The organism is Paraburkholderia sp. Clong3, from assembly GCF_050436485.1.
Lineage (GTDB): Bacteria > Pseudomonadota > Gammaproteobacteria > Burkholderiales > Burkholderiaceae > Paraburkholderia > Paraburkholderia tuberum.
In genome coordinates this window covers 116524-143399 of the sequence record NZ_JBNDMH010000001.1, presented here as the reverse complement: position 1 = coordinate 143399, position 26876 = coordinate 116524, and the positions used below count along the sequence as shown (strand labels likewise).

The window sequence follows — 26876 nt, the reverse complement described above, 5'->3', positions numbered from 1 at the left end:
GCTGCGGCAAGCTGAAGATACTGCGTGATCGGCCCCAGACCGACGCTGAGGGCGCCCTGCACGCTGGCGGTGCGTGAGATCGCATGCCCACTTCAGGCGGAGTCCTTCCTTGACTTTGCGCATGGTTGTCCGATGAGCCGGCATCGTCGGTCGCTCCAAAAACGGAGCTCCCTTAACGCCAGCGGATTGGTCTATGCGCTCGAGCGCAACGAGCAGATTTAGATCGAAACCCTTAAAACCCATTTCTCAACATATCCACGCTATAGATGCAAGGCATCAACGCAATCGATTTTACAAATCAATTTTTGTGTTGCACAGTGAAGCCTCTCGTTGCGGAAATCGGAATCGAAGTTGATTGATCGAATACTTCAAATTTATAAGTAGTACGACAATGTTTAGACGTGTCTCCATGATGACCATACATTTAGATGTATCTCTCGACGCGCTACCTAAGCTTACCGGAGCCGTGCCCGTCGCAGCCTTTCGGTTGGGACTATCGACCGTGGATCGGCCTACTGGCTCGATAATTGAACGAAACGGTCCAGAGCTGTGAAGGCCCTCAATTGCGTATCCGAGGCACGCGACGAGTGCCACGATCGCGCCGGATGTCGCGACGTCTACTTAACCTTTGACGACAGTACCAATTCCTTTTTCATACCGAATTTGCTCGATTTACTCGGGCCATTCCGGGTTCCGGCAACATTCTGCGTTATCGGCGCGTACGCAGCGGACCAGCCGAAGCTGATCCGACGGATGATCGCAGAAGGGCACGAGGTCGCAGACCACACGATGACTCATCCGGACCTGTCCAGATGCGAACCCACCGAAGTACAACAGGAAATACTAACGGCAAGCAGGGTCATCAGGATGGCGAGCCCCCATGCTTCGCTGCGGTATATGCGTGCGCCGTATGGCATGTGGACCGAAGCAGTGCTCACTACGTCAGCGAGCGCTGGTCCGGCGCCCCTCCACTGGTCGGTAGACCCGCGAGACTGGTCTCGCCGGCGTGGACGCGATTGTCAGCGCAGTGCTGGCCTCTGTCCGGCCTGGCGCAATTGTGCTCTTGCACGACGGATGTCCTCCCGGCGAGTCAGGACGGTGCAGTCATGCTGGGCTGCGCGACCAAACCCTCATGGCGCATTCCCGCCTGATTCCAGCACTGCATGAGAGCGGATTTGTAATCAGCTCGCTACCCCAACCACACTGAACAAACCGACATCTATGAATGCCATTGCCGCAATCAGCACTGCCCCGGTTTTATTGTATACACTACTCTCGACTGTTTACAAAAGCGCACAGGCCCTCCATGGCCTACCGACGAGTGGTCCGCTGAAGTCGCCCAATGCCGCCGCCCCCAACTTTCTGCTGGACGTGGACGTCATCGTGCCGTGCTTTAACGAGGACCCGCGCACGCTTCGGAGGTGCCTGGAGTCCATCGCGGCTCAAGACTATGCAGGATGCCTGAACGTCTATGTGGTCGACGACGGCTCTGGCAATCTCGACGCCGTGAGGCCGGTATACGATGCCTACACGCGCGACCCGAGGTTCAACTTGATTACGCTTCCCCAAAATATGGGAAAGCGCAAGGCACAGATCGCCGCGATACGCTCTTCATCCGGGGAACTGGTACTTAACGTCGACTCGGACACGACGCTGGCGCCCGATGTCGTCAAGAAGCTCGTATTGACAATGCGAGACGCGACGATAGGCGCCGCCATGGGGCAGTTGACGGCCAGCAACCGGAGCGACACCTGGTTGACCCGTCTGATCGATATGGAGTACTGGTTAGCTTGCAACGAAGAACGCGCCGCACAGGCTCGCTTCGGCGCTGTTATGTGTTGCTGTGGTCCGTGTACCATGTACCGCCGGTCCGCGCTCCTTTTGCTGCTAGATCAGTACGAGACGCAACTTTTTCGCGGGAAACCAAGCGACTTCGGCGAGGACCGCCATCTCACGATTCTCATGCTGGCGGCAGGTTATCGCACCGAGTACGTTCCGGACGCCATTGCGGCGACAGTGGTTCCGGACAGACTGGGGGCGTATCTGCGCCAACAACTGCGCTGGGCGCGCAGTACGTATCGGGACACGTTGCTTTCGCTGCGCCTACTGCCCTGTCTCGATCGCTACCTTACGCTGGACGTGATCGGACTGAATCTGGGCTCGCTATTTCTCGCCTTATCGGTTCTAGCGGGGCTCGCGCAGCTCGCATTGACAGCGACAGTGCCGTGGTGGACTGCCCTGATAATCGCATCATTGACCATGATCCGCTGTAGCGTGGCTTCGGTTCGCGCTCGCCAGATTCGATTTCTTGGCTTTTCTCTTCACACACCCATCAACCTCTTTCTCTTGCTCCCCCTGAAAGTCTATGCGCTGTGTACATTGAGCAATAGCGATTGGCTGTCCCGTGGCTCTGCAGGAAACGCATCGAACGTTCGTGAAAAACAGGTCGATACGCCGAATCCGGCTACAAAGCCGAACGCGACTTCAGCGTCAAGAGCTGCGACTCCGCACCGTCGGCAGGATCACGCGTGTGATTCTTCAACATTAGCGACGTCTGACGAAGCATTCGATGACAATTAGTTAATCCTACATATAGATCTCGAATATTGCGCCAAACCAGCACCGCCCACCATCGGCACTGGTCCGCTTGAGTGCGATCGTCTCACGCAAAGGCTCGATTGTCGTCTTCCCAACGCCAGTGCATTCACCGAAATCCTGGTACTCCATTGTCAGTAACTCTCTCGCTTGGCAGGCAAGGATCTTCTATCGACCAGGGCGTTTTCGATCGGGCCGCGGCAGCAGAACGGCTTCTTTTTCTCCAAGACGAGTGCGTAATTTTCCTTCTTATCTCCATGTCCAAAGCAGCAATCAGCTTCACCGGCGTAAGGAAGTCATATGGCGACAAGATCGTAGTCGACGGATTGTCGTTCAGCGTCGCGCCTGGAGAGTGCTTCGGTCTGCTAGGGCCAAATGGCGCGGGCAAGAGCACGACGGTGCGTATGGTTCTCGGCATGGCGCCGCCCGACGCAGGCAAGATCATCGTGCTCGGGGAGCCAGTGCCGGCGCGCGCTCGCTCGGCACGTATGAGCATTGGCGTGGTGCCGCAATTCGACAACCTCGAGCCCGGGTTCACCGTGCGCGAGAACCTTCTGGTGTTTGGGCGCTACTTCGGCATGAGCACACGTGAAATTGAAGCGGTCGTGCCGTCGCTGCTCGAATTCGCTTGCCTCGAAAGCAAGGTCGATGCGCGCGTCACCGAACTATCCGGCGGCATGAAGCGGCGGCTGATGCTGGCACGCGCGCTGATCAACGATCCACAGTTGTTGGTCATGGACGAGCCTACAACGGGTCTCGACCCGCATGCGCGCCACCTGATCTGGGAAAGCCTGCGTTCCCTGTTGGCGCGCGGCAAGACGATCCTCTTGACCACCCATTTCATGGAAGAGGCCGAGCGGTTGTGCGACCGACTGTGTGTGCTGGAGGAGGGGCGAAAAATCGCCGAAGGCGGGACTCGCGTGCTGATCGAAGAACAGATCGGGAGCCACGTGGTCGAGGTCCACGGCGGCAATCCGCATGAGCTGCGCGCGTTGATCGCGCCGCACGCGCAGCGTATCGAGGTCAGTGGTGAGACCCTCTTCTGCTATGTGTCCGATCCGGAACGGGTGTGTGTACAGTTGCGCGGGCGCGCGGCGCTGCGCCTTTTACAGCGTCCAGCAAATCTCGAGGATGTCTTTTTGCAGTTAACCGGGCGCGGGATGAAGGAGTAAACGATGAGAGAGTTTTATGCAGCGGCCCTGCCCGCGAACGTGTGGAACTGGGTTGCAGTGTGGCGCCACAACTATCTGGCATGGAAAAAAGTCGCGTTTGCCTCGATTCTCGGTAACCTTGCCGATCCTATGATTTATCTGTTCGGCCTCGGCTTTGGTTTCGGGATAATGGTAGGTCGCGTCGACGGCGCGTCTTATATCGCGTTTCTCGCGGCGGGTATGGTCGCCACGAGCGCGATGACCTCCGCGACCTTCGAAACGATTTACGCAGCTTTCTCTCGCATGCATGTTCAGCGCATGTGGGAAGCGATCCTGTGTACACGGCTCACGCTCGGCGATATCGTTCTCGGTGAACTGGCATGGGCCGCCACCAGGGCCTTTTTTGCCGGCCTCGCCGTCATGGTGGTAGCCACCGTGCTGGGTTATGCAGCGTGGTCATCCATTCTCTATGCATTGCCTGCCATCGCCCTGACTGGCCTCGCCTTCGCGAGTCTGGCGATGATCCTCACGGCGCTTGCACCCAGTCACGATTACTTCGTGTTCTATCAAACGCTCGTTCTCACGCCCATGGTGCTCCTGAGCGGCGTGATCTTCCCGATCAGTAAGCTACCTGCCGTTTTTTGCGACGTAGCGCGCTTCTTGCCGCTCGCACATTCCGTCGACCTTATCCGTCCCGCGATGCTCGGACGCCCGGTGGGCAGTGTTGCCGTGCATACCGGCGCTCTCTGCATTTGCACGGTGTTGCCGTTCTTCCTGTCGGTGGCGCTGTTACGTCGACGCCTCATGTCTTAATGCCAGCGATGGTCGGCGAGCCACACCTCGTGGCAGCCGAACGTTTGGGCGGCCGGCGCATTACGCACGGTTTGCGTCAGCGCATCGCGCGCGTCGCCGTCGGGGTTCTCGACGTTGAGGAAAAGGCCGTAGCGTTGTGCGGAATCCGACATGGCAGGCCCTCTCGTGGAAAGGCCACGTCAAAGGCAAGTTTTGCGCCCACATCTCGCGGTACGTAAAGTCATGACGACGTCAGCCATGCCTCAGGCAGAAGCGCGACGCTGCGACCACGCCGCCGTGCGGCTGGGCAGGCCGAGCCCGCAACACGCCCGCGATGAAGCTCGTCACGCTCGACGAACGCAAAGCGGACCACGGCGCGCGGTGACGCGCGCACAATCGCCGTAGCGCGACCAGCGAGTCCGGGTCGATCAGATCCAATGGGCACAGCACCCGGTGGGCGCCTGACAGCAAAGCCTCGAAGCCTTCGGCACGGCTATCGTCGTCGATGGTCCCGGTGTGATGAACGAACTCGCCTCCGGCCGCCTCCACCAGCGCACGCAGCACGGCGTTGATGCTTGGCCGCCCGCCCACATAAACCCATCGACGCCCGCTCAATGCGCGCGTCAATGCGCGGTCGTCGAGCAGCGCCTGCTCAACCGCGAACAACTCGTGCTGCAGGCTCGCGACATGTGCCCGCGCGCGCTCCAGCGACAGGCTCGCACTGCTGTCGGGAAGGCATGTGCCGCGGTTCTGATTCATGACGGGCTGCGCTTCGGATCGCACCGTTACGGCAACGGCAGGCGGCATGGGTCTCATGGAGAGCGCCTCGTGACATGGCCCGCGAACCGTTCGCCCGCTGCCGGGGTGAGAAACCAGCTACGCACCGCGTCGTTCGTGTAGCGCGTCCGGCCGGCATGACGCGCGTGCGGCGCCAGCCGATGCTCGGACAGCGGCTTCGCCCAGCCCCAGAAGTCGGCGCGCAGCGCGGGCGGGAAACCGACGTCGTCGAACGCGTGCCAAAGTTGAATCAGCCAGGGTTCGCGGCCCTCTTCGTCAAGCAGCAACGGCGGCCCGGAGCCCGCCTGCAGATGCGCATGCCGCTCGCCGTAATACAGCAGCCCGCCGCGGGACTCGACCACGAAGTCGGCCACCCGCGACGCGACACAATCGAAGCGGTGACCGACGCGTGCTGCCTACTCCGCTCCAAAGCAAAGCGCGTGGTCCGAACAGACGCCACAACTCGGCGCCTTGCAGATGGACAGGCCCTCGCGCTCGCACAGTTGCTTGTAGAAGAACTTCTTCCACTTCATGTCATGCGTATTCTTCGCGGCCAGCCGCGGAAACCAGTGGCTGATCAATGCGGACAACTCACGCCGCGACGGCAGAAGCAGGTCTTGCCAAAGGTGGTTTTGCCCGAGGCTCGCGCAGGCCAATGCATGGGCCACGCAGTTCGCCTCGTCTGCCGGGCCGGCGCGCGGATCGGCATGGTGATTGAGCAATGCCACGAGGTCTTCCAGTTCGTCGTCACGCGGCATCGTGGCGGGCGACAAGACGCACGTAAGACCGAGCGCCGGCCCGGCACCCGGGAACCAGCGCGCGAGCATTCGGCGCGTCTGATCGGCGTCCAGTCCGGGCATCGGCAGCACATCGACGCCGTGGTGCTCGAACCCGCTCGACAGCACGCCGGCCAGTGCCAGCACGGTGGGATCGCCCGCATCCACCGCACACGCCATCAGGGTTGCATAGGCGTCCATCGCGGCATCGCTCAGAGAACGGCCGCCGCGTGCGTGTAGCACTTTTTCGGGCAGATCTTCGCGCACGCGGTGCAGCCGACGCACAGTTCCCGATGCACGATAATCATTACCTTCTTCTCGTACTCGTCGTCTTCGTCTTCGTCGTCGCCGTCCAGTGCGATGTGCGCGCCGTCCTCGTTAAGCCCGACGAGTTGCAGCACGCCACGCGGACAGACACGGAAACAACGTCCGCAACCAATGCATTTTTCTTCGTCGAGCCTGTTGACGAACGTCGGCGTCCAGGTGGCGCCGCTCGGCAGCGTAACGCTGAAGGTATCGCTCATGATGTGGCTCCATGGCTTCGCTGGTTCAGGCCGCTGCCGCAGCGGCAGCCTTGCGGGCTGCCATCAGCGCGGCGTGGGCGTCATGGCAGCGCTGGGCGACAGCGAGAATGTTCTCCCAGTTGGTCGGGAGTTCCTCTGAGAGGTCGTGCAGGTCCAACTTCGCCCGGGTCGCTTGCGCGTTGAGTTTCTTCAGGTGCGCCTTGAGTTCATCGGCATCGGTGCTCATCGTCTCGGTCCCCTCGCGATTCCTTCAGGCGCCGTACTGTGCGACGGCGGGGTACATCCGGATCACCTCGACCGCTTCGTCGAGAAGCTTTGCGCCCGCCTGGGCGAGCTTCTCCAGCGAAGCGAAGCCGAACCGGTGTACGTCGCGCAACTGCGTGTTGACGACAACGAGCCGCCCCGCGATCAACACCATGCGGCCGAAGCCCTCGTGGCTCATCTTCATCATCGGCGAAACCATTTGGCCGGTCTCACGCTCGATCGCCACCGCAATCGCGCTATAGAAAAGCTCGAGCCGCCACAGCGTTTCGGGGTCGGGGTCGCCCATGATCGGAATCGCGCGGCGTTCCTCCGGCGTGTGGATGTACGGCTTGAGCAGTTGCAGGTCGGTCTTTCCGTCCCACACGCCGTGGGTGTCCTGCGCGCGCAACTGCTTGACGAGCTGCTGCACGAACGGTGCGACCAGCAGCATTTCGTCGCTGGCCTTGGACGGAATTGCGGATGTTTCAGCCATGGGATACCTCATCGTCTTCAAAGTCGTATACACGTTCGCCATCCTTCGCCAGCGCCTTGCGCAGCCACGGCGGCGGCGTGCCCTTCAGCACCTGTTGCAACTTGCCGAGAGTCTCCTCGATGGACTCGGGCCGCGGCACCTTGATCGGGTGAATCTTCAGCGCAACCACTCGAGCCGCGGCCGAGCCGCCGATTGCGGCGACGTACAGGATCGCGCAATCCTTGACGGCTTCGAGCTTGGGCGCGAGCTTGTCCTCGTCGCCGTCCTCTTCGAGCTTGCCACCAAAGTCGAACGCCTCGACGAACTGGTAGCCGTCCGGTGTGACGTCGTAGGTGACGATGCTCCTCGCCCAGCCAAAATGCGCATCGACGAACTGCCTGTCCTGGGTGGCGAACGCGATCTTCATGCTGTGTGCTCCTTTAGGTGGGTCAAGCACCGGCCGCGACGACAGGAATGTTCGCTTCGCGCGCCGGATCGCGCGCGGCCAGATCGATAGCGGCCTGCGGCAGCGGCCAGTCGCCCGGATCGTGATGCGGAATCTGCTCGATCATCAGGTTGGCGATCTCAAAGATCAGGTTCATCGTGCCGCGGTAGCCGACGTAGCGTCGATGTGCGTTTCCAACCCGGTCGAAGACCGGAAATCCGATCCGGAAGAGCGGCTTTTGCAGGTGCTCGGCCATCTGCCTGCCGTGCGAATGGGTGATCAGCAGGTCGCAGTCCGCCGCGGCGCGCTCCATGTCTTCGAGATCGCCGATCACGACCTGATCAGCGGGCAGCAACGCGTGCGCGCGCGATCGCGTCGTGCTGATGCAGCAGCGCAACTGCGCGCCCATCTCGTGCAGCATGCTGCCGAGCGCGAACAGCAGATCGGGCTCTGCGCCGATCGCGACCTTGATGCCTCCGGTGTAGAAATGGCCGTCTAGCATCGCATCGAGCAATTGGCTGCGCTGACGCCGGTATTTCGCGGGAACGGGTCGTCCGGAGCGCTGCGCGAGCAATTGCAGCAGACGATCGTTGGGTTCCAGTCCGGTGAGCCGCCCGAACACTTCGAACGGTGTGCCGGCGATAGCATGCAATGCCTCGGCGCCGTCGCGCGTCTGCTCGCCCACGCCGATCGTAAATGCCGATGCACCCGCGGCCCGGATCTCCGCGAGCGTGGTACCGCCCAGTGTGGTGCCGCGCCAGTCCGGCGCGATATGGCCGTCGAGCGAGCCGGAAATGTCGGGCAGCACGATGACATCGAAGCCGAACGCTTCGATGATCTCGCGCAGTTCGTCGATGTCGCCAGGCGACAGATGGCTGCCGGGCAGCAGCGTCACCTGATTGGCCACCGTTGGCAACGCCTTGACCAGCGCGTTGACGATGCCGGTAATCGCATGCCGGTAGCCGTCTTCGAATGCGCCGACATAGTCGGGGGTCGACACATAGACGATCTCGGTGTCGTTGAGTTCGGGCTTGCGCTTGCGCACGGTAACGAGATAGCCGTCCACGTCGTCGCCCTCGGTCTCGGTGAGACCTGTTGAACAGATCGCGATGACCTTCGGCGCAGCGCGCTTGCGGATGTTGAGCAGCGCGGCCTCGATGTTCTCGTAGCCGCCGAGCACCGCGGTGACTTCGTCCATGGCTGTCGTCTGCAACGGGATCGCCTCCCTGAAGTGGCGCACCAGCAGCACGAGGCCGAACGACGTGCAGCCCTGCGAGCCGTGCATCACGGGTATGCAGGCATCGAGCCCAAGGAACGCGAGGCTCGCGCCCAGCGGCTGGCTCAGCTTGAGCGGATTGACCGCACAGGCTTTCATAGATTCGACGACATCGGCCATGGCATGTTCTCGAGTTCGGGGGCGTCAGGTCGGTATACCGGGTTCGAGGCTCATCGCCCCTACCCCGCGGCGCTCGACAGCGGGCGGGCGGATTGCGCCTGGACCACACCGAGCGCTCCCTCGTCGTCGCCCCACGGAGCAGGGATCCGCACCTGTTGCCACACCGGGTTGTAGATCGCGCGGTCGATCTCATGCACCAGCTCGACGATCCCCTCGTAGCCGCCATAAGGGTGGTGGCGTTCCTGATTGATGTCGAGCCACGGTATGCGGGCCTTCAATGCGACGAACTGTGAGCGGCCACCCGACAGCATGATGTCGGCCCGTGCGTCCCTGAGCATCGCGTACATCTCGCGCGGCGTCATGCCGTCGATCATGTGGGCGTCGTCGCCCATGATCTCCCTGATCTTGTCCTTGTCTTCCTTAGTGCTCTTCTTGACGCTGGTGCCGACGATTTCGAGCCCTGCTTCCTGCAGCGCGGAAACCACCGACCAAGACTTCACGCCACCTGTGATGAGCAACACCCGCTTGCCGGTAAGGCGCGCTTTGTAGTGCGCGATGCGCTCCCACGCGCGCGCTTCCTCGGCGGCGATCAGGCGCTCGGTCCGCTCGAGCAGATCGTCCGGCGCGCCCTGCTGCACGAGCAGGCTGGCGATATGGCGCAGCGTGTCGCTCATGTCGCCGATCCCATAGAACGAGCCCTCGAAGTAAGGGATGCCGTAGCGCCGCTGCATCTTTGTCGCGACGTTGATCATCGACTTCGAGCAGACCATCATGTTGACCTTGGCGCGATGCGAACTTGCGATCTCGTTGTAGCGCCCGTCGCCGGAGATGCACGAGAGGATACGGATGCCCAGCGCGTCGAGCAGCGGCTTGGTCTGCCAGAGTTCGCCCGACAGGTTGTATTCGCCAATGACGTTGATGTCATACGGCGTCGTGTACTCGGGCTCGCGCGTGCCGATCACATGGTTGAGGATCGCCTCGCCGCCAAGCTTGTTGCCCAGATTCTTCGGCCCGGCGAAACCGGGAGAAATGACCGGAATCACCGGCTTGCCAAATTGTTCGGTGGCGCGCTTGCAGACTGCCTCGATGTCGTCGCCGATCAGCGCGGTGACGCAGGTCTGGTAGACGAACACTGCGGGCGGATCGTATTTCTCGATGATTTCGCGCACGCTCCTGAACAGGCGCTTCTCGCCGCCGTACACCACGTCGAGTTCGTTGATATCGGTGGTGAAGCCGGTGCGATAGAGTTGCGAACCGGACGAAGCGGCGTGCCGGTTGTCCCACGAGTTACCTTCACAGGCAATCGGCCCGTGCACGAGGTGTGCGACGTCCACTACCGGCTGCAAAGCGATCTTCGCGCCGTCGAACGCGCACCCGCCTGCGGCCGAACCCGGCGAAAGCTGCTTCGTGCAGCCCCTTTTGCGTTCCTTCTCGCTCTTGCCTTGATTCCTGTCGCAACCCGGCTCGTCGAAAACTTCGGCGATTTGGGCATTGAGTGAAGCAGACATGACGTGCTCCTGATGGATGGACGTTTCTCTAGTGGCAAGTTCCATACCACCGGGAAACGCCTTGAAAACGTGCCAATTGGCGCTGAAGCAGTCGCTCGCGCGCATCGTCATGGCGAGTTTGAACGGTTTGCGACAGACGGTTCGCGACACAGAAAACGACAACACACGTTCACTGCCTGCCTTGCCGTTCCGTATTGAGCAGGACCCGTGCGATCGCATTCGCGCGCGCCTCCAGCAACGCATCCGGCCTCAAGGGTTCGCGAACCGCCAGGTAAGCAGTCAGCGCGCGGCGCATCCGTGGAGCTTTCGCGTAGTCCGTCTACCATGACCGGGATACGCCGCAAAGTCGCAGAGACAGACTTCCAGCAAGCGCTCGAAGCGCTCAGGCCTGATCTCGGCCGGTACGCGTTCGAGCAATGCACCGAGCGCGCCTGCGCGCATATCCCGAACGCTCTTCCAGTGTGTATGCGCCATTCGCGCCGCCTGCCCCGCTGGGCGGCTCAGTCGTCGTCGACCAGCGCGAGCAGTTCGCGCGGCGTTACCTCGTCATTGATCTCCGCGAGGCTCAACGGGTCGGACGCCGCCACCTCGCGCTCAAAGTCGTCGTAGGCGAACCACGCACGCAGCGGCACTGAGTCAGACTGCTCGACTACATAAATCATGCCCCCCTCCCTCGCTGAGGTTCGTCACGCAGGCTAGCTGTAGCGGCTCGATAACATAAATCTCCAAGGCCCGATAACAGCGTTTTTTCGGGATTACATTGGCTGGGAATATCGGCGCGTCCAGGTCCACATTAAGTGAGAACGGGGTCACGTTAACTGAGAACGGCTCGATAACATCGGCCAGGATCCACAATCAGTGAGAATGCTCGACGGGCACGCCGGTAGCCAGCAGATGAAATGGTGAGTCAGGGGCGGCATATGGGCCGCCGGCCCTTTCCGATCATTCTTCCGGACCGGACCCCTCGCTCCCTGCAACGCTCAGAAGCACTGGTCACCCACGATTCGTACTTGCGGTTTTTCCCGTGCGGGTGCGCCGCCAAGGAGCGCCTGACTCAGGTATCCGCTGCGCACCAGCATGTCCTGCAACGCGTTTTCAGCATCCTCCATGCTCACTTCGCCCTGTGCCTTACGCGCAATACTTTGCTGGGCCAACCGGCGCACCAGTTCCTTGATGAATGCAGCGCTGACGCCTTCAGTCCGCTCCACTGCAAACGCTGCGACGTCTGCCGGGATGCTCATCCTCGAACCGTAGAGCCGGAGCAGGCGCGCCCGGCAATCCGCATCAGGTGCCGGTATTTCAATGGCCTGATCAACCCGGCCTGGACGGGCCGCGAGCGCCTCCTCGATTTCCTCCGGCCGGTTGGTGGTAAGCACGAACAGGATCTCGGCGTCCTGGTGAAGTCCGTCCATTTCGTTGAGCAAGCGGTTGAGCAGACTCTCTTCCTTCGGGCCGCGCATCTCGGTGCGATGTCTCCCGATCAGATCGACGTCCTCGATGACCACCATGCTTGGCTGTAGCAACCGGGCCAGCAGCATATAGTTGTCGAGTTGCCCCACTTGATTGGCGCTGATCAGAAGGGTGGTATGCGCTGGCAGATTGCTGGCGAGGTACTTGATCGTATGGGTTTTGCCCGTTCCGGGCGGCCCGTACAGCAGGACACCCTTTTGCAACGACTGGCGTAATATCTTTAATCCTTCTCTGGTGCGTGCGAATTCAAAAATATTGCGATCCAGCAGCTCCATGGTTTGCGGTGACAGGATGACGTCCTGACGCTCCACGGCAGGCAGACGGTGCACGACGATGCTGCGGGGCTGGCCTGAATAATCCTCGGTTACCTCGAGGGAAAGAACCTTGCCCCGGTACAGACGGGACTCGCGAATTGCCTGCTCCAGCCCCGCATACACCTCGCTGCCGAAGGCCAGCCCGCGCGCGTTGGGCAGACTGACAATCTCCACGCTCGCGATAGACGTGTTCATTCCTTCCATGTGCTGCTCGAACAGCACAGCGGCTCTCAGCTCGCCATCGGTGATCAGCCACAAGCCGTTGTCGAGTACCGCGACCGGTGTTTCTTCTCCGACATCGACATCCCGGTATTTCACAGGAGCAAGGGACACCGTGGTAGACATCGGGCCGGTACTCTGCACAAACAGCGAGGAAATTGTCAACGGAAACCGCTCATGAACCTGATTGAGGCCGAGAAGGCGCGGAGCGAACGGCGTCAGCAGGCGGGAGAGCGTCTGTTGAAGCTCGGGGCGCGTGTGATGGGGAAACTGCCGCTGCGAGGAGGTGAGCTCTTCCGGGGACCGATCATCAAAATGCGCAGCTAGCGCTTCCCATGCAAATTGCTGCCTTACCGGGTCAAGGTTCTTGTGATCAATATCGGTGAACTGGTTCATGAACGGACTCTTTGATATTAGATGGGGCGCCAAGTACCGATGCGAACGCGCAACAACGAGTCGCTACAGCTAGCTACATACAGCGCAGCAATTTCGTTTTCAGCGGTGCCCCGCTACTCGACACCCTCCGCCGCAATCTTCGCCCACACCGCACGAGGTAACCGCGGCGCGATGCCCGCCGGGCTCGCGTCGAACTGCCGTCGAGCCGCCGACATCGCACCCTGTGCAATCGCAATCTCCTCGTGCGTCAATGGCAGCCGGCCGGCCACATGCGCGGGCCCCCGGGCAGCACGTGGGCGATCATCTGCGGGTTCCGGTGTTCGGGCAGCGGGACGAGGTGGCCGGCCTCGCCCACACCGGCCAGGCAAACCTAGTCGTTGATGACCTCGACGTTATGGCCGTCCTGCGTCATCTTGACCAGAGCTGCGTCTGCCGCGCCCGATGCATCCGCTGTGTCTGCCATGGCCGCGCTCTCCTCGTCAGCGAATGATGTCGTAGCTGTAGTCGGTCTTCGCCACGTCGATCGTGTTGGCGTCGAGCGCTTCGAAGAACTCGTCCAGCAGCGTGACCAGCACCCGCAACGCACCTTCATAGCCCCAGGTCGGGAAGCGATGGTAATGGTGGCGATCGAAGATCGGGAACACCATGCGTATCAGCGGCGTTTTGGTATCGCGCTCCAGATATTTGCCGTAGGTGTTGCCGATCAGGAAATCCACCGGCTCGGTAAACAGCAGTGAGCGCATGTGCCACAGATCGCGTTTCGGATACACCTTGCAGCCGGCGCCGTAGGGCGACGCGTCGAACAGCGCCTGCACCTTCGCAGCCCAGGTTTCGTTGCCGTTGGTCGCCAGCACGTGAGCCGGCTCGGCGCCGAGTTCCAGCAGGAACCGCGTGTAGCCCAGCATCTGGTCCGGGTCGCCGTAGAGTGCAAAGCGCTTGCCGTGCAGGTGAGCCTGGCTGTCGGCCATCGCATCGACGAGCTGGCCTCGCTCCTTCTCCAGTTGCGCCGGAATCGGCTTGCCGGTCACGCGCGAGATTTCCATCAGGAACTGATCGGTGCCCGCGACGCCAACCGGCGAGTTCAGCACCACCACTTCCTGGCCATGCTCGCCAATGAACTTGCTGGTCTTCTCGCAGCAGTATTCCTGGAACACGAAGGTCGCCTTCGCGTTCAACGCGCGCTCGACTTCCTCCTTAGTCGTGCCGCCTTCGTACATCCGGAACTCGCCGTCGGTCGGCGTATTCCACGTTTCGGATGGGTCGCAGATGAGGTTCACCGTCACGCCGAACAGATCGAAGATGCGGCGAATTTCCTTCATGTTGCCGACCACGTAGCCGTCGAAGCCGCCGATGAAGTTGACGCTCTCGTCGGGCACGCGCTCAAGCGGCGTCGCTGTGCCGGCCTTGCCGTCCCAGAAGTGCCTGAGGATGCCGAGCAGCGCGTTGTCGTAGCCGGTCACGTGGCTGCCGACGAAGGCCGGCGTGTGCGCGAACGGCACGTCGTAGTCTTCCGGCACGCTGCCCTTCTGCTTGCTGCTCTTGATGAGCGCGTCGAGGTCATCGCCGATCACTTCCGCCATGCAGGTCGTGGAGACCGCGATCATGTCGGGCTTGTACAGGTTGTACGCATTTGCGAGGCCGTCGATCATGTTGTTCATGCCGCCGAACACCGCCGCGTCCTCGGTCATCGACGAGCTGACGCACGAGGTCGGCTCCTTGAAGTGACGCGAGAAGTGCGAGCGGTAAAAGGCTACACAGCCCTGCGAGCCATGCACAAAACTGAGCGTCTTGTGAAAGCCGTTGGCCACGTACACTGCGCCGAGCGGCTGGCAGGCCTTGGCCGGGTTGATGGTGAGCGAGTCGCGTGCAAAGTTCTTTTGCCGGTAGTCTTCGCTCTTGGTCCACTCGACGATCTGCTTGACCTGCTCGTCTGAATGGTTGAACTCGAAATTTTCCTTTTTCGCGCGAAAAATTTTCTGGTACTCGGGCTCACGGAACAGGAGTTCCTGGTCGAGAATCTGGTCTGCGGATTGGGGCACGGGATGCTCCTGATATTCAATTCAATGGCCTGCCGTCCGGTGATCAGTCCGGTGGCCGGCGTTAGGGGTTTTTCTTCCAGGGCGCCTTGGCGAGCCCCCACACCGGGCTGGAAATGGCCATGTCCATGTCGCGCGCGAAAATGGCGTAGCCGTCGTAGCCGTGATATGGACCGGAATAGTCCCAGCTGTGCATCTGGCGAAACGGCACGCCCATCTTCTGGAACACGTACTTTTCCTTGATGCCGGAGCCGACCAGATCGGGCTGGACCTGTTCGACGAACCTCTCAAACTCGTAGCCGGTCACGTCGTCGTAAATCAGTGTGCCGTCCTTCACGTAGTGCGTGGTGCGCTGATAGTCGTCGTTGTGGCCGAATTCGTAGCCGGTGCCGACCACGTTCATGCCGAGGTCTTCGTAGGCGCCGATCACGTGGCGCGGACGCAGGCCCCCAACGAACAGCATCACGGTCTTATCCTGCAGGCGCGCTCTGAACTTCGCGTTCACCGCATCGACCAGGGGACGATACTTGGCGATCACCCTCTCCGCGTTGGCTTTGATGGTGTCGTCGAAGTGGCTGGCGATCTCGCGCAGGCTCTTCTCGATCATCGACGGGCCGAAGAAGTTGTATTCCGCCCACGGAATGCAGTACTTCTCTTCCATGTGCCGGCTGATATAGTTCATCGAGCGGTAGCAATGCAGCAAATTGAGCTTGGCCTTGGGCGTGTTCTCGAGCTCGGCGATCGAGCCGTCGCCCGACCATTGCGCGATCACGCGCAGGCCGATCTCTTCGAGCAGAATCCGGCTCGACCAGGCATCGCCGGCGATGTTGTAATCGCCGATGATCGCAACATCATAAGGCGTCGAAACAAATTCGGGCCGCTTGTCCGGATCGGCCTTGTCGAATATCCAGTCTCGAATCGCATCGTTAGCCAGATGGTGGCCCAGCGACTGGCTGACGCCGCGAAAACCTTCGCAGCGCACCGGCAAAATGGTGTGCCCTTCATACTGCGCACTCTTCGTCTTCGAGACGGCCTCGATGTCGTCGCCGATCAGGCCGATCGGGCATTCACTCTGGATCGAGATGCCCTTGTTCAGCGGAAACAGTTCCTGAATCTCGTCGATGATCTTGTCGAGCTTCTTGTCGCCGCCGAAGACGATGTCCTTTTCCTGGAAGTCCGACGTGAACTGCATCGTCACGAAGGTGTCGATACCGGTAGTGCCGATGTAGTAGTTGCGACGCGCGGCCCACGAGTACTGACCGCAACCGACCGGACCATGACTGATGTGGATCATGTCCTTGATGGGCCCCCAGACCACGCCCTTCGAGCCGGCGTACGCGCAACCGCGAATCGTCATCACGCCCGGCAATGACTTGATGTTTGATTTCACGCCACAGTCGGGCTTGCCGTCCTCGAAGGTGCCCAAATGCTTGGCGCGCCGTTTGGCCATCTTCTCCGGATAGGCCTTCAGCACTTCATCGATCAGGGCCTTGTTCGCGGCCTTGCGCTCTTCAACAGTGACGCTCATGGGAATGCTCCATAGGGTGAGTATCAAGCCTGGCAGCGGGTAGCCGGCACGGCCCGGTTCATCGCGTGAAGAAGAACACCGGGCCGCGCGCAGCGGCGCTCGCTTAGGCGGTCAGTTCCGCTGCAGGCTTGCCGACTTGCGATTCGTCGATGGACGTCATGATTCCGTGCTCCATTAACAGGTCTTCCAGTTGATCCATCGTGATCGGCGTCGGGATCGTGCCGTTGCCCGCGTTGTTGTGCACCTTGGTGGCGAGCTGGCGATACTCTTCCGCCTGTTTGGATTCGGGCGCGAACTCGATCACCGTCATGCGGCGCAGCTCGGCGTGCTGCACGATGTTATCGCGCGGCACGAAGTGGATCAGCTTCGAACCGAGCATCTTCGCCAGCGCTTCGGCGAGTTCGAGTTCCTTGTCGGTCTGACGCTCGTTGCACACGAGCCCGCCGATCCGCACACCGCCGCTGTTCGCGTACTTCAGAATGCCCTTTGAAATGTTGTTGGCCGCATACATGGCCATCATTTCGCCGGACATCACAATGTAGATTTCCTGCGCCTTGTTCTCACGAATCGGCATTGCGAAACCGCCGCACACCACGTCGCCGAGCACGTCGTACGACACGTAGTCCACGCCGTCATAGGCGCCGTTTTCTTCGAGGAAGTTGATCGACGTGATGACGCCACGGCCCGCGCAGCCGACGCCCGGTTCCGGACCGCCGGACTCCACGCAACGGATGTTGCGGTAACCGATCTTCATCACGTCCTCGAGTTCGAGGTCCTCCACCGAGCCGGCTTCGGCCGCTAGCGACAGGATGGTGTCCTGCGCCTTTGCATGCAGGATCAGGCGGGTAGAGTCCGCCTTGGGATCGCAGCCGACGATCAGGATCTTCTGCCCGAGTTCAGTCAGGGCTGCCAGGGTGTTCTGCGAGGTGGTCGACTTGCCGATACCGCCTTTACCGTAGAACGCGATTTGCCGAAGTTTAGACATTGCATTTCTCCATTCAGGAAGAAGGGTTGAAATCAGGGTTGCGTAACCGCGACCATGTCAGCCTGTCGTGCCTGTATGGGTCTTCTTATATCGAGCCACGCATCGGCCGGACCTGTGTCCGCGCTGGACTCCAAACGCAGCTTCTGTGCCACGTCACCAGCGGTACTGCGACGCGTCCGCCCCGCCGCGCTGCGGCGGTTGGTTCGGGACTTTTGCGGACTCCTCTTCTGTCTTGTCGATTTCGCGACAAACCACGCGAACTTCGTCGCCAATGAAACCATTCGGGCGCGTTTGTCGTGCGATTTCTGTCGCATTGGCCTGCGTGCAGCCGGACAATCGCCGGGTTGCGGCCTGGTTCGGTTATTGCGTTGATCGCGCCATGGACACACCAGCCACCCAAGCTTCGCGACCGGTACCGCGCGAGACGCACTTCGACCGTCTAGGCGGCGAGACCGCCGTCATCCGCCTGGTCGATGCGTTCTATCGGCACATGGATATGCGGGCCGACGCGCAGCGCATTCGCGCGATGCATCACCCGAACCTGTCTTCGACGAAGGCCGTGCTGGTGCTGTATCTGTGCGAATGGCTCGGCGCCGACAAGCGGTACTCGGCACAGCGCGGCCAACCACGGCTGCGCACGCGTCATGCCGCATTCGCGATCGGCACCGCCGAACGGGATGCGTGGCTAGCTTGCATGCGCGCCGCGTTCGACGAGACGGGTGTCGATCCGGTGCTACGCGATGAACTGATGCAGGCGTTTTTCAAAATCGCCGACCGGATGCGCAATACGCAGACGTGAATCCCTCTTCAACGCTGTTTAACCCAAGGATCTGTGATGACCGAAACGCTCGCGCACAAGGAGATCGACGACACCGCGTTCGCCCGTCTCGAACATGAAGGCCGTCTGCTCAACCCGGTTCTCAAGGGGCTGACGAACAAGTTCGGCCGGGTCGGCTTCCGCGGCGAACTTGCGCTGCGGTTTGCCCCAAAGCTCGCCGACGAAGCGCGGCCGCCGGAGCTGACCTGCGATCAGGTGATGGCATGCGCGACGATCGGCCATAAGCACTTGCCGTTCTTCGCAGGGTATCTGTTGAGCTTCGAGCATCTGAAGGACGTGGCCGAGGTGCTCAGCGACACGCTCTCGGCGGATGGCAAGTACTTTCTGTTTTGCGACAACATCGACCTGAGCAAGCGATATCAGGTGCCGTACAAGGGCGCGATGTTCTATGTGCTGCCGATTCTCGAGTCCACCGTCTACAACGAGATGCTCGAACTGCTGTACCTCGAAAAGAACGAATTGAAGAAAAAGGACTCAGGCGGCAAGCTGGATGCGGTAGCGGACGCGGCCATCAAGTTCGACGTGACCTTCGAGACGATCACCTACAGCGAAGGACTTGAATTGATGGGGCCAGTGCGCAACCCCAACGAGAACCGGCCCGTCTGAGGCGCGGGTCCCTGCGGCTGCCGCCCGCGCGGCTGCGCCAACCGATGTTCCCTTGCACCCGAACGCGACCATGATCATGCACACTGACACTGCTTTCGTCGTCCGCGAACGCCTGGCCTCGCGCGTTGTCCGGAACCCCGATGCACAACTCGAAACGATCGTGCCCGCCGCACTTTCCACCTGGCTGGCGTACCACGGCTTCCCTGCTCCCCATTCGCGCTGCGTGAACGGCGAAACGCCGTTGATGCGCGCCGCGCAGCATGGCGAGGACGCGGTGGTCGAAGCGTTGCTCGCACTCGGCGCACGCGCCGACGCGCTCGATGACGACGGCAACCATGCGCTCTGGTTCGCGTGCCTGCACGGCGGCCCCGCGACCATCCTGCGGCTGATCGACGCCGGCGCGCCGATCGACCATGTGAACGACGACGACATCACATGCCTGATGCAGGCAGCCGCGAGCGCTCGCCTCGACGTCCTGCAGATGCTGCTTGCGCATGGGGCGAACGCAGAACTGTGCGCACCGGATGGCCGCAGCGCGCACGACATGGCAGCCGACCTCGGGCTGCAACTGCTGCTTGCTTTCGGATGACAGGCTTTGTTAGCGAGTCTTACAGTAACCGTCAAACGGTGTCGGCATCGGCATCAGATGGGCGCGCTCCTGCTCGAACACGTCGGCGACGCTCAGGTCACGATAGTCCGGATGCTTCACCTGATCCCACAACGACCGGCACCGGGTCGCCAGCCATGCATTCAGATCAGCGAAACTGCCGAAGCGTTGCGCACGCGCCTCAATCCAGATGCGCAGACGGCTGTCCTGCACGTTCTTCTCGACGACGCCTTTCTCCCAGCCACTGGCGACGTTGCAGAAGTCCGGATCGAACAGGTAGTGCGAGCACATCACTGCGAAACGCGGATTGACCGTGCGACCCTTGCCTTTGTGAAGCTTGTCTACGGCCGTTTTCATATTGTCGTAGATGCCCCGGCGGGCCATCCCGCCGAAGGCCGCGAACGAGCGCGTATGGGCATCGAACAGCATCTCGTGCCGCTGGCTCGGATAGGCAACCAGCCAGAACGCCCGCGACGCACATCGCTTCATGTGCGACACCTGCAGCTTGCGGTAAATGCCGCCGACAACCAGTCCTTCCTCGGACCGGTCAAACTGGAATGCCTCGCCCAGTTCGAATCGCAACGGCACAAACGCCGATTTCGAAACCGCCTTGCCTTCGCCTTGCCGCCAGCCCCGGATGAAATCGGTCACCCGCGAGTAACAGCCGTCGTAGCCGCCCGCCTTGATCTCCTGAAACAGCATCCAGGCGGTGCGCCGCTCCTTCTTCAACCGCCGCGCGTCGACACTGAGCGCCTGCACCAGCGCCTCATGAAACGGCGTCAACCGGGTCGGCTGGGAGCGCCGCTGATACTTCGGCTCCTCCTGAACATCCATGTTCAGATATTTACTAATCGTGTTGCGCGACAGGCTTGTGAGACGTGCTATCTCGCGTACCGACCTGTTCTGGCGGTGGAACATCCGCCGCACCTTGCCAATCATCGTCATCGGGATCATCCCCAAACACCCTGCCAGAAAAACTAGCAGGATAGGTTGATTGCCCGGCTCAATTTTCAGTCGGCGCGATCCCTACATGTGGCATGTGGCCGAATTTTCGGTCGGCGTAAACACGGTATGTTCACCCCGAGCCCCGGTGGCACGTCTTGAGATGCGTTCAGTATGGCACGCTGGTTGCTACTCATCGGTGGCTTCCGCCACCGATGAGTAGCGCGAAAGCTTCGAACTATCAGGAAGCGTCGGCCTGTAGAACGCCGAGCATTGCGATACAAGTGGTTAAACGAAGCTCAACGACGAAGGGAGACGGGTCCTGATTGAGATCGTTAATAATCACGGTGAAGTCTGCGGCAGTGTCATCGATCGCGGTCTTCAGATTTGTCAGGTCGCTAAGGCTGGAGGCCTCGGCGGCAGCCAATTGGCCCCGTGCCGCGCCTTCCTGTGCCTGCAATGTCGTCATCTGACTCTGGATAGAGCCTTCGACGTGGGCTAGCTGCGTAACCGACGACGACATGAGAGCCGCGGCAGCGTTCGATTGGGTGAGTAGTGATGTCGCGCTTTGTTGGTACGTACTGATGGTGGCAGCGACGTCCGAGACAGTTTTGGCTATCGAGCCCGGACTTGCACCTTTTTTAAGGTCAGCGAGCGCACCATTCAGCGCGGTGATTGCCGAACCGGTATAGCCGAGCAGGGCCGTCTAAAAAGGAGCGGCGTCCTTCAGAATGCCGATAAGAGAATTGCAGACGGAGTTCTGAATTGGCACCGCGTCGCCGGGCAATCCTTGGATGGACCGCAATTTGGAGACACTACTGTTCAGGGCGGCCAAAGTCTGTGAAAAAGGACCCATGTTGTCTCTTTCCTTCGTTGTGGTATGACGGGGCCGCCTCCGTTGGAATCAATCCCGACGGAGGCCGCACGGGCTAGCGGATCGCGTTACGCCACTCCTGCTGAAGCGGGCAGATTGGCGACCTTCGCGATGAGATCGCTTACGGTCTGTTGCGCGGCGGCCGATTGCACGGTTACGCCAGCCATTTGGCCCTTGACCGTCTGGATGTCCGCCAGGAGCGTCCCGATTTCGTCGTTTGCCGCGTTTATGAACAGGGTGCGGATCTCGTCCGCATTCGAAATCCCGTTGTTCAAATCGGCGATGATGTCGCCCAGATCAGATGTGATGCTTTCCCACGCGTTTGCCATCGCCGATGCTGCAGTAATGGCACCATTGACCTGCGTAGAAAGTGATGTGTAGCCGCCACTAATCGCCGTAGCGAGCTTTACCTCTTCCTTCAGGTCCGCTTGTTCAGTGAGCAGCGACGCCTTCGCCTTATTCGCTGCGACGAGCACGGCTGCCGAGCCGGCTTCACCGGAGACTCCCGCCACGACAATGCCAATGCCGCCGATGACTGCAGTGGTAGACGTGCCAGCGGTGACAAAATCAGCGATCGCCCCTACGCAGATGACAAATACGCCGCCTACGACAGTCAGCCCGCTCAGAACGCTTCCGGCGATTGCGCCGTCGATTTCTGCCTGAGCTTTGCTGAGTTCTCCTTTGATGGTGTCGAGAATCCCGTCTGCTCCGCCAACCGCACTATTCATATTGGTAACGGTGGTTGTGAAGTCCGCTGAGTCCGTCGTTAGATTCGCGCCAAGCGTCTGGAGGTTGGTGACAATCTGGTTCGCGGCGCCTTGGTATTTCACCGACTCCTGCTGCACCGCCGTGAGGGCGGCTGTCCACTCAGCAACAGTCGAGCCTGCCGGCAGCGTCGCCGGTAGTGCTTTGTTGAGCTGGTAGTAGTTGTCGATGTTTGCCATGTTTTCGATCAGGCTGGGCTGCAGCGTGTCCAGATAATAGATCGCATGGCCTTTCGCGGTGGTGAGCCCGTCGTTGATTTGTGTCTGGTATTGCGACAGACCGTCGATGCCAGAAAAATCCACCTGGGGCTGTTCGAGAACGCTATTTGCATAGGTTTGAACGGTCAGGGCAGCACCCATTTGCTGAGTGTTTGCATCGCCAATTGCTGTCGCATTTCCGCTGATATCCGGCATTTTTACCCTCGCTATTAAATTCAAATTGCATTGAACGCGACCTGAAGTGGCCGCACGTAACGAACTCAATTAGTAAAAGGAACGTGCGTCGCGCGACCAGCGAAATCGGTCCACTGATCAGTCGAAAAATCGTATAGTTTGCAGCCTCGTGCGGTGTCGAAGTACCAACGCCACGAAAACCGCTGCACGACGATCCGTTCCGGAAGCATCGCTTCGAGGGTTCGCTGAGCACCGACGAGCCCGTATAGAGGGAGACTCATGTCGACGTGATGCGCGGTGTGCTCCATGATGTGATGAAACAGCGCGCCAAAACGCCAGCGAAAGGTCAAGTGCACCGTCGTGGATACGAACGGATCCGAACGCCCCCATTTCGCGCGATCGTCGTACCAGCGGATTTGCGGATGCGTGTGGTGCGCGTACACGACGAAACCCACCATCGCGCACCAGAACAGGAACGGCACCCCGAACCCGCATGCGATTGACGGGACCACCCCCCGCTGCGTCGCGCGAGCGATCCACGCGAGCGCGCCGATCCACAGCAGTGCGAACACCGATACCAGCGTGCAGTCACGGAAGAACACGGGGCGCCGCGTCGGCATGGCGGCCCGCGACGGAAAAAACATCTTCGTCCACCAAATTTCGATCATGTAGTAGAGACCGGGCGCCCAGCCGCTGCGATAGATACGTTCCAGTGCGCGCCGTGGCCCACTCAAGGCGCGATATTCCTGGATCGTCAGCGGTGCCCACACAAAATCGACGCCTTTCAGGTTCGTGTAGCCGTGATGCACCACGTTGTGACCCACTTGCCACAGGCTGTACGGCGTGAGCGACGGCAGGAAGGCGATCCGGCCCAGCCAGCGGTTGAGCGTGCGGTGCCGGGTCAGGCTCTCATGACATGCGTCGTGACCGATGACGAAGAGCCGTCCGATGACGAAGCCCGCCATGCATCCGAATACGGTCTTCAGCACGAACCCGTGCGCGAACACGCTCGCGGCGAGCGCACACAATAGCAAAACGTAGTCGAACACGAGCAGCAGAAGCGCGTAGGCGGTGCGGCGTTCGGCGAACGGTGTCAGCCACGAGCGGATGACCTTGCGATGGGGCAATGGCTCATTGGCGGGAACGGGGTGATTCGGACTGTTCATGAAGAAAGACCGGTAGAGCGGTGCAGCACAACACTACGCACGCGGCCGACGGCTGCATGCCGTGTCCGCGATGATGTGACCAGACCGTTTCGCGCTGGTGGCGAGTCAGCGCGACATCATGTTCATGCTGACATTGTGCATCACCCAGATCGTGCCGAAGATCAGGAACAGCGCGGCGAGCGCGGTGTAGCATAACGCCAGCCCGTTCCAGCGCTGGCCGCGCGACAGGTCGAGATGCAGGAACGTCACCAGTTGCACGACGATCTGCACGAACGCCAGCAACGCGAGCGCCATAATCGCGGAGCCGGACGGCAGCAACCGTTGCGTGACGATCGAGAATGAGCCAGCAGTCAGCGCCACGGCAAGCACGAAACCGGTGATATAACCGGCGACGTCACCACGCGAGGCGGTCGTGGACGTCGAGTGTGAATGGACCATTTAGAGCATGCTCCCGAGATAGACAAACGAAAACACGCAGATCCACACGATGTCGAGGAAGTGCCAGAAGAGGCTCAGGCACGTCAGACTCGTGAGGTCGCGACCGGACAGTTCAGGCGAGCGGACGACATGCACGACGAGCACGGCCATCCAGACGAGGCCGGCTGTCACGTGCAGGCCGTGGGTGCCAACCAGCGTGAAGAACGACGACAGGAAGGCGCTGCGACTGGGCCCAGCACCGTCGGCGACCAGGTGCGAGAACTCGCGCAGCTCTAACGCGAGGAACAGCGCGCCAAGCACGAACGTCACGAGGAGCCAGCCGATCACGGCACCACGCCCCTGGCGCTGCGCGCCGAGCATCGCGAAGCCGTAGGTAGTGCTGCTCAGCAGCAGCGCGCCGGTTTGAAGTGCAACACCCGGGATGTCGAACAGGTCCCGTCCGGACGCGCCGCCCGCGAACTGGTGCGCCATTACGGCGAACACGGCGAACAGCGACGCGAACAGCATGCAGTCGGTCATCAGGTACAGCCAGAAGCCGAACACGGTGGGCGTTGGGCCGTGGTCAGCGCTCGACCTGCCGTGATGGACGAGTAATGCAGATTGCGTCATGGATCAGGTCTCCGCGGATTCGGGTAATTCAAGGGCGGCCGGGGTGGGTGCGCTGCCGCGTCGTGCTTCGATTTCGCGCACGCGCGAGGCCGGAATCACGTAGCCATGGTCGTCGCGGAAGCTACGCGCGATCAGCGCGGCGACGATCGCGACGAAGGCCAGCGCGGCGAGCCACGTGATGTGCCAGACGCCGGCGAAGCCGAGCACGAGGCTGAATGCGCCGATCAGGAACCCGTCCGCGGTATTCGACGGTAGGTGGATGTCCTCGTAATGCGCCAGTGCGGCATTTGCTGCGCCGCTTTCCTTCATGTGCGCGAACGCGTCGAGCTGGTGGACGACCGGTATGCGCGCGAAGTTGTAGACAGCGGGCGGCGACGCGGTGGCCCATTCGAGCGTGCGGCCGTTCCACGGGTCGCCCGTCAGGTCGCCGTATTCCGGCTCGTTGCGATGGATCACGCTCACGACGACCTGGGCGATCTGGTGCACGACACCGAGTGCGATCAGCACCACGCCGCATGCGGCGACGAACAGCCAGGGATGCCAGGTCGGGTTGTCGTAGTGATTCAGGCGCCGGGTCATGCCCATGAAGCCGAGCACGTAGAGCGGCACGAACGACACGTAGAAGCCGACGAACCAGCACCAGAACGCCCGCTTGCCGAGCTTCTCGTTAAGCTTGAAGCCGAACGCCTTCGGGAACCAGTAATGGAAGCCTGCGAGATAGCCGAACACGACGCCGCCTATGATCGCGTTGTGAAAGTGCGCGATCAGGAACAGGCTGTTGTGCAGCACGAAGTCCGCGCCCGGGATCGCCATCATCACGCCCGTCATGCCGCCGATCGTGAACGTGACCATGAAGCCGATCGTCCACAGCACGGGTGCGGTGAACTCGATGCGACCGCGGTACATCGTGAACAGCCAGTTGAAGACTTTCACGCCCGTGGGGATCGCGATGACCATCGTCATAATGCCGAAGAACGCGTTGACGTCCGCGCCGGAACCCATCGTGAAGAAGTGGTGCGCCCACACGAGGAATGCGAGCACCGTGATCGCGCACGACGCGTAGACCATCGTTCTGTAGCCAAACAGCGGTTTCTTCGCGAAGGTCGCGATCACTTCCGAGTAGATGCCGAACGCGGGCAGCACGAGGATGTACACCTCCGGGTGGCCCCACGCCCAGATCAGGTTCAGGTACAGCATCGCGTTGCCGCCGAGCTCATTGGTGAAAAAGTGCATGCCTGCGTAGCGGTCGAGGCCGAGCAGTGCGAGCGTCACGGTTAGGATCGGGAACGTTGCCATGATCAGCACGTTCGAGCACAGCGCGGTCCACGTGAACACCGGCATCTTCATCAGCGTCATGCCGGGCGCGCGCAGCTTGACGATCGTCACGAAGAAGTTGATCGCGGTAATCAGCGTACCGACGCCGGAGAGCTGCAGACTCCAGATGTAGTAGTCGACCCCGACGCCGGGACTGAACTGCAGCTCCGACAGCGGTGGATACGCGAGCCAGCCGACCTGCGCGAACTCGCCGATCACGAGCGACAGATTGATCAGGATCGCGCTGATCGCCGTCATCCAGAAGCTCAGCGAATTCAGGAACGGGAAGGCGACGTCGCGCGCGCCGATCTGCAGCGGCACGACAAGATTGAAGAGGCCGACCATCAGCGCCATCGCCATGAAGAAGATCATGATGACACCGTGCGCGGTGAATATCTGGTCGTAGTGGTGCGGCGGCAGGTAACCGGGGCCGTGAAACGCGATCGCGAGCTGAAGCCGCATCATTACGGCGTCGACAAAACCGCGCACGAGCATCAGCACCGCGACGATGATGTACATGATGCCGATCTTCTTGTGATCGACGCTTGTCAGCCACTCGGTCCAGAGCCACTTCCAGCGGCCGAGCTTCGTGAGCGTGACGATGACCGCCAGTACGATGAGCGCCATGGACGCGGCCGCGCCCATGATGATCGGCTGATCGAACGGAATCGCGCCGGGCGTGAGTTTTCCAAACATGG

27 protein-coding genes and 2 pseudogenes are annotated in these 26876 nt (G+C 61.0%); 7 read left to right on the top strand and 22 right to left on the bottom strand.

Features of this window, described 5'->3' with window-relative positions:
- The first annotated feature begins 549 nt into the window (after positions 1-549).
- From OKW30_RS00795 to OKW30_RS00780, 4 genes are all read left to right on the top strand, one after another.
- On the top strand, positions 550-1167 hold the full coding sequence (locus tag OKW30_RS00795; RefSeq protein WP_429289800.1) for a polysaccharide deacetylase family protein: 618 nt from the start codon (positions 550-552) through the stop codon (positions 1165-1167).
- A gap of 54 nt (positions 1168-1221) precedes the next feature.
- A complete protein-coding gene (gene nodC / locus OKW30_RS00790; protein WP_184072366.1) occupies positions 1222-2580 on the top strand; it encodes a chitooligosaccharide synthase NodC in 1359 nt (452 codons plus the stop codon).
- A 272-nt stretch (positions 2581-2852) separates the two neighbouring features.
- Positions 2853-3767, top strand: coding sequence for a nodulation factor ABC transporter ATP-binding protein NodI (gene nodI, locus OKW30_RS00785; RefSeq protein ID WP_184072400.1), 915 nt, complete (start codon positions 2853-2855; stop codon positions 3765-3767).
- A 3-nt stretch (positions 3768-3770) separates the two neighbouring features.
- Positions 3771-4559 (top strand): ABC transporter permease, encoded by a 789-nt coding sequence (locus tag OKW30_RS00780; RefSeq protein WP_429345720.1) that lies wholly within the window; start codon positions 3771-3773, stop codon positions 4557-4559.
- Here OKW30_RS00780 and OKW30_RS00775 read toward each other — a convergent pair.
- From OKW30_RS00775 to nifH, 15 genes and pseudogenes are all read right to left on the bottom strand, one after another.
- On the bottom strand, positions 4556-4711 hold the full coding sequence (locus tag OKW30_RS00775; protein ID WP_260336627.1) for a hypothetical protein: 156 nt from the start codon (positions 4709-4711) through the stop codon (positions 4556-4558). The two genes, OKW30_RS00780 and OKW30_RS00775, sit on opposite strands and share 4 nt — an antisense overlap.
- Before the next feature lie 79 nt (positions 4712-4790).
- Positions 4791-5297 carry a DUF2325 domain-containing protein gene (locus OKW30_RS00770; RefSeq protein WP_260336626.1) on the bottom strand — a complete coding sequence of 169 codons (507 nt, stop codon included), beginning with the start codon at positions 5295-5297 and terminating at the stop codon, positions 4791-4793.
- 53 nt (positions 5298-5350) lie between these two features.
- A pseudogene (locus OKW30_RS00765) lies at positions 5351-5728 on the bottom strand (hypothetical protein); the annotation flags it as partial.
- A gap of 3 nt (positions 5729-5731) precedes the next feature.
- Positions 5732-6292, bottom strand: a complete 561-nt coding sequence (locus tag OKW30_RS00760) for a nitrogen fixation protein NifQ (protein ID WP_184072362.1) — start codon at positions 6290-6292, stop codon at positions 5732-5734.
- Positions 6293-6303: 11 nt separating this feature from the next.
- Positions 6304-6615, bottom strand: coding sequence for a ferredoxin III, nif-specific (fdxB, locus tag OKW30_RS00755; protein WP_429345719.1), 312 nt, complete (start codon positions 6613-6615; stop codon positions 6304-6306).
- Positions 6616-6640: 25 nt separating this feature from the next.
- Positions 6641-6841, bottom strand: coding sequence for a CCE_0567 family metalloprotein (locus tag OKW30_RS00750; RefSeq protein ID WP_105512102.1), 201 nt, complete (start codon positions 6839-6841; stop codon positions 6641-6643).
- Between the two features lie 24 nt (positions 6842-6865).
- Positions 6866-7351: a NifX-associated nitrogen fixation protein gene (locus OKW30_RS00745; RefSeq protein WP_184072358.1), complete on the bottom strand. Its 486-nt coding sequence runs from the start codon at positions 7349-7351 to the stop codon at positions 6866-6868.
- Positions 7344-7757, bottom strand: a complete 414-nt coding sequence (gene nifX, locus OKW30_RS00740) for a nitrogen fixation protein NifX (RefSeq protein ID WP_184072356.1) — start codon at positions 7755-7757, stop codon at positions 7344-7346. Before nifX ends, OKW30_RS00745 begins: the two co-directional genes overlap by 8 nt.
- Positions 7758-7779: 22 nt before the next feature.
- Positions 7780-9171 (bottom strand): nitrogenase iron-molybdenum cofactor biosynthesis protein NifN, encoded by a 1392-nt coding sequence (nifN, locus tag OKW30_RS00735; RefSeq protein WP_429345718.1) that lies wholly within the window; start codon positions 9169-9171, stop codon positions 7780-7782.
- A 59-nt stretch (positions 9172-9230) separates the two neighbouring features.
- Entirely contained in the window at positions 9231-10679 is a 1449-nt protein-coding gene (gene nifE, locus OKW30_RS00730) for a nitrogenase iron-molybdenum cofactor biosynthesis protein NifE (protein WP_429345717.1), read from the bottom strand.
- Between the two features lie 500 nt (positions 10680-11179).
- Positions 11180-11341, bottom strand: a complete 162-nt coding sequence (locus OKW30_RS00725) for a hypothetical protein (protein WP_018423161.1) — start codon at positions 11339-11341, stop codon at positions 11180-11182.
- A 318-nt stretch (positions 11342-11659) separates the two neighbouring features.
- Positions 11660-13078, bottom strand: a complete 1419-nt coding sequence (locus OKW30_RS00720; RefSeq protein ID WP_184072350.1) for an AAA family ATPase — start codon at positions 13076-13078, stop codon at positions 11660-11662.
- A gap of 479 nt (positions 13079-13557) precedes the next feature.
- Positions 13558-15117 (bottom strand): nitrogenase molybdenum-iron protein subunit beta, encoded by a 1560-nt coding sequence (gene nifK / locus OKW30_RS00715; RefSeq protein WP_184072348.1) that lies wholly within the window; start codon positions 15115-15117, stop codon positions 13558-13560.
- A gap of 61 nt (positions 15118-15178) precedes the next feature.
- The gene (gene nifD, locus OKW30_RS00710; RefSeq protein WP_133667172.1) at positions 15179-16642 is read right to left on the bottom strand and encodes a nitrogenase molybdenum-iron protein alpha chain; all 1464 of its coding nucleotides are present in this window, start codon (positions 16640-16642) and stop codon (positions 15179-15181) included.
- Between the two features lie 103 nt (positions 16643-16745).
- Positions 16746-17627, bottom strand: a complete 882-nt coding sequence (gene nifH / locus OKW30_RS00705) for a nitrogenase iron protein (RefSeq protein ID WP_018423167.1) — start codon at positions 17625-17627, stop codon at positions 16746-16748.
- A 379-nt stretch (positions 17628-18006) separates the two neighbouring features.
- Here nifH and OKW30_RS00700 point away from each other — a divergent pair, with 379 nt between their 5' ends.
- From OKW30_RS00700 to OKW30_RS00690, 3 genes are all read left to right on the top strand, one after another.
- A complete protein-coding gene (locus OKW30_RS00700; protein ID WP_429345716.1) occupies positions 18007-18426 on the top strand; it encodes a group II truncated hemoglobin in 420 nt (139 codons plus the stop codon).
- Positions 18427-18462: 36 nt separating this feature from the next.
- Complete coding sequence (locus OKW30_RS00695; RefSeq protein ID WP_184072344.1) at positions 18463-19071, top strand: hypothetical protein; 609 nt, start codon at positions 18463-18465, stop codon at positions 19069-19071.
- A 70-nt stretch (positions 19072-19141) separates the two neighbouring features.
- A complete protein-coding gene (locus OKW30_RS00690) occupies positions 19142-19660 on the top strand; it encodes an ankyrin repeat domain-containing protein (RefSeq protein ID WP_184072342.1) in 519 nt (172 codons plus the stop codon).
- Positions 19661-19684: 24 nt separating this feature from the next.
- Here OKW30_RS00690 and istA read toward each other — a convergent pair.
- The 7 genes and pseudogenes from istA to cyoB form a co-directional block, all read right to left on the bottom strand.
- A pseudogene (gene istA / locus OKW30_RS00685) lies at positions 19685-20623 on the bottom strand (IS21 family transposase); the annotation flags it as partial.
- A 238-nt stretch (positions 20624-20861) separates the two neighbouring features.
- Positions 20862-21089, bottom strand: coding sequence for a hypothetical protein (locus OKW30_RS00680; protein WP_184072340.1), 228 nt, complete (start codon positions 21087-21089; stop codon positions 20862-20864).
- A 473-nt stretch (positions 21090-21562) separates the two neighbouring features.
- Positions 21563-22672 (bottom strand): HBL/NHE enterotoxin family protein, encoded by a 1110-nt coding sequence (locus OKW30_RS00675; protein ID WP_429345715.1) that lies wholly within the window; start codon positions 22670-22672, stop codon positions 21563-21565.
- A gap of 65 nt (positions 22673-22737) precedes the next feature.
- Positions 22738-23817: a fatty acid desaturase gene (locus OKW30_RS00670; protein WP_260336625.1), complete on the bottom strand. Its 1080-nt coding sequence runs from the start codon at positions 23815-23817 to the stop codon at positions 22738-22740.
- A gap of 105 nt (positions 23818-23922) precedes the next feature.
- Positions 23923-24255: a cytochrome o ubiquinol oxidase subunit IV gene (gene cyoD / locus OKW30_RS00665; RefSeq protein ID WP_184072336.1), complete on the bottom strand. Its 333-nt coding sequence runs from the start codon at positions 24253-24255 to the stop codon at positions 23923-23925.
- Positions 24256-24864, bottom strand: a complete 609-nt coding sequence (cyoC, locus tag OKW30_RS00660) for a cytochrome o ubiquinol oxidase subunit III (protein ID WP_184072334.1) — start codon at positions 24862-24864, stop codon at positions 24256-24258.
- Between the two features lie 3 nt (positions 24865-24867).
- A complete protein-coding gene (cyoB, locus tag OKW30_RS00655; protein ID WP_429345714.1) occupies positions 24868-26874 on the bottom strand; it encodes a cytochrome o ubiquinol oxidase subunit I in 2007 nt (668 codons plus the stop codon).
- Between the last annotated feature and the right edge of the window lie 2 nt (positions 26875-26876).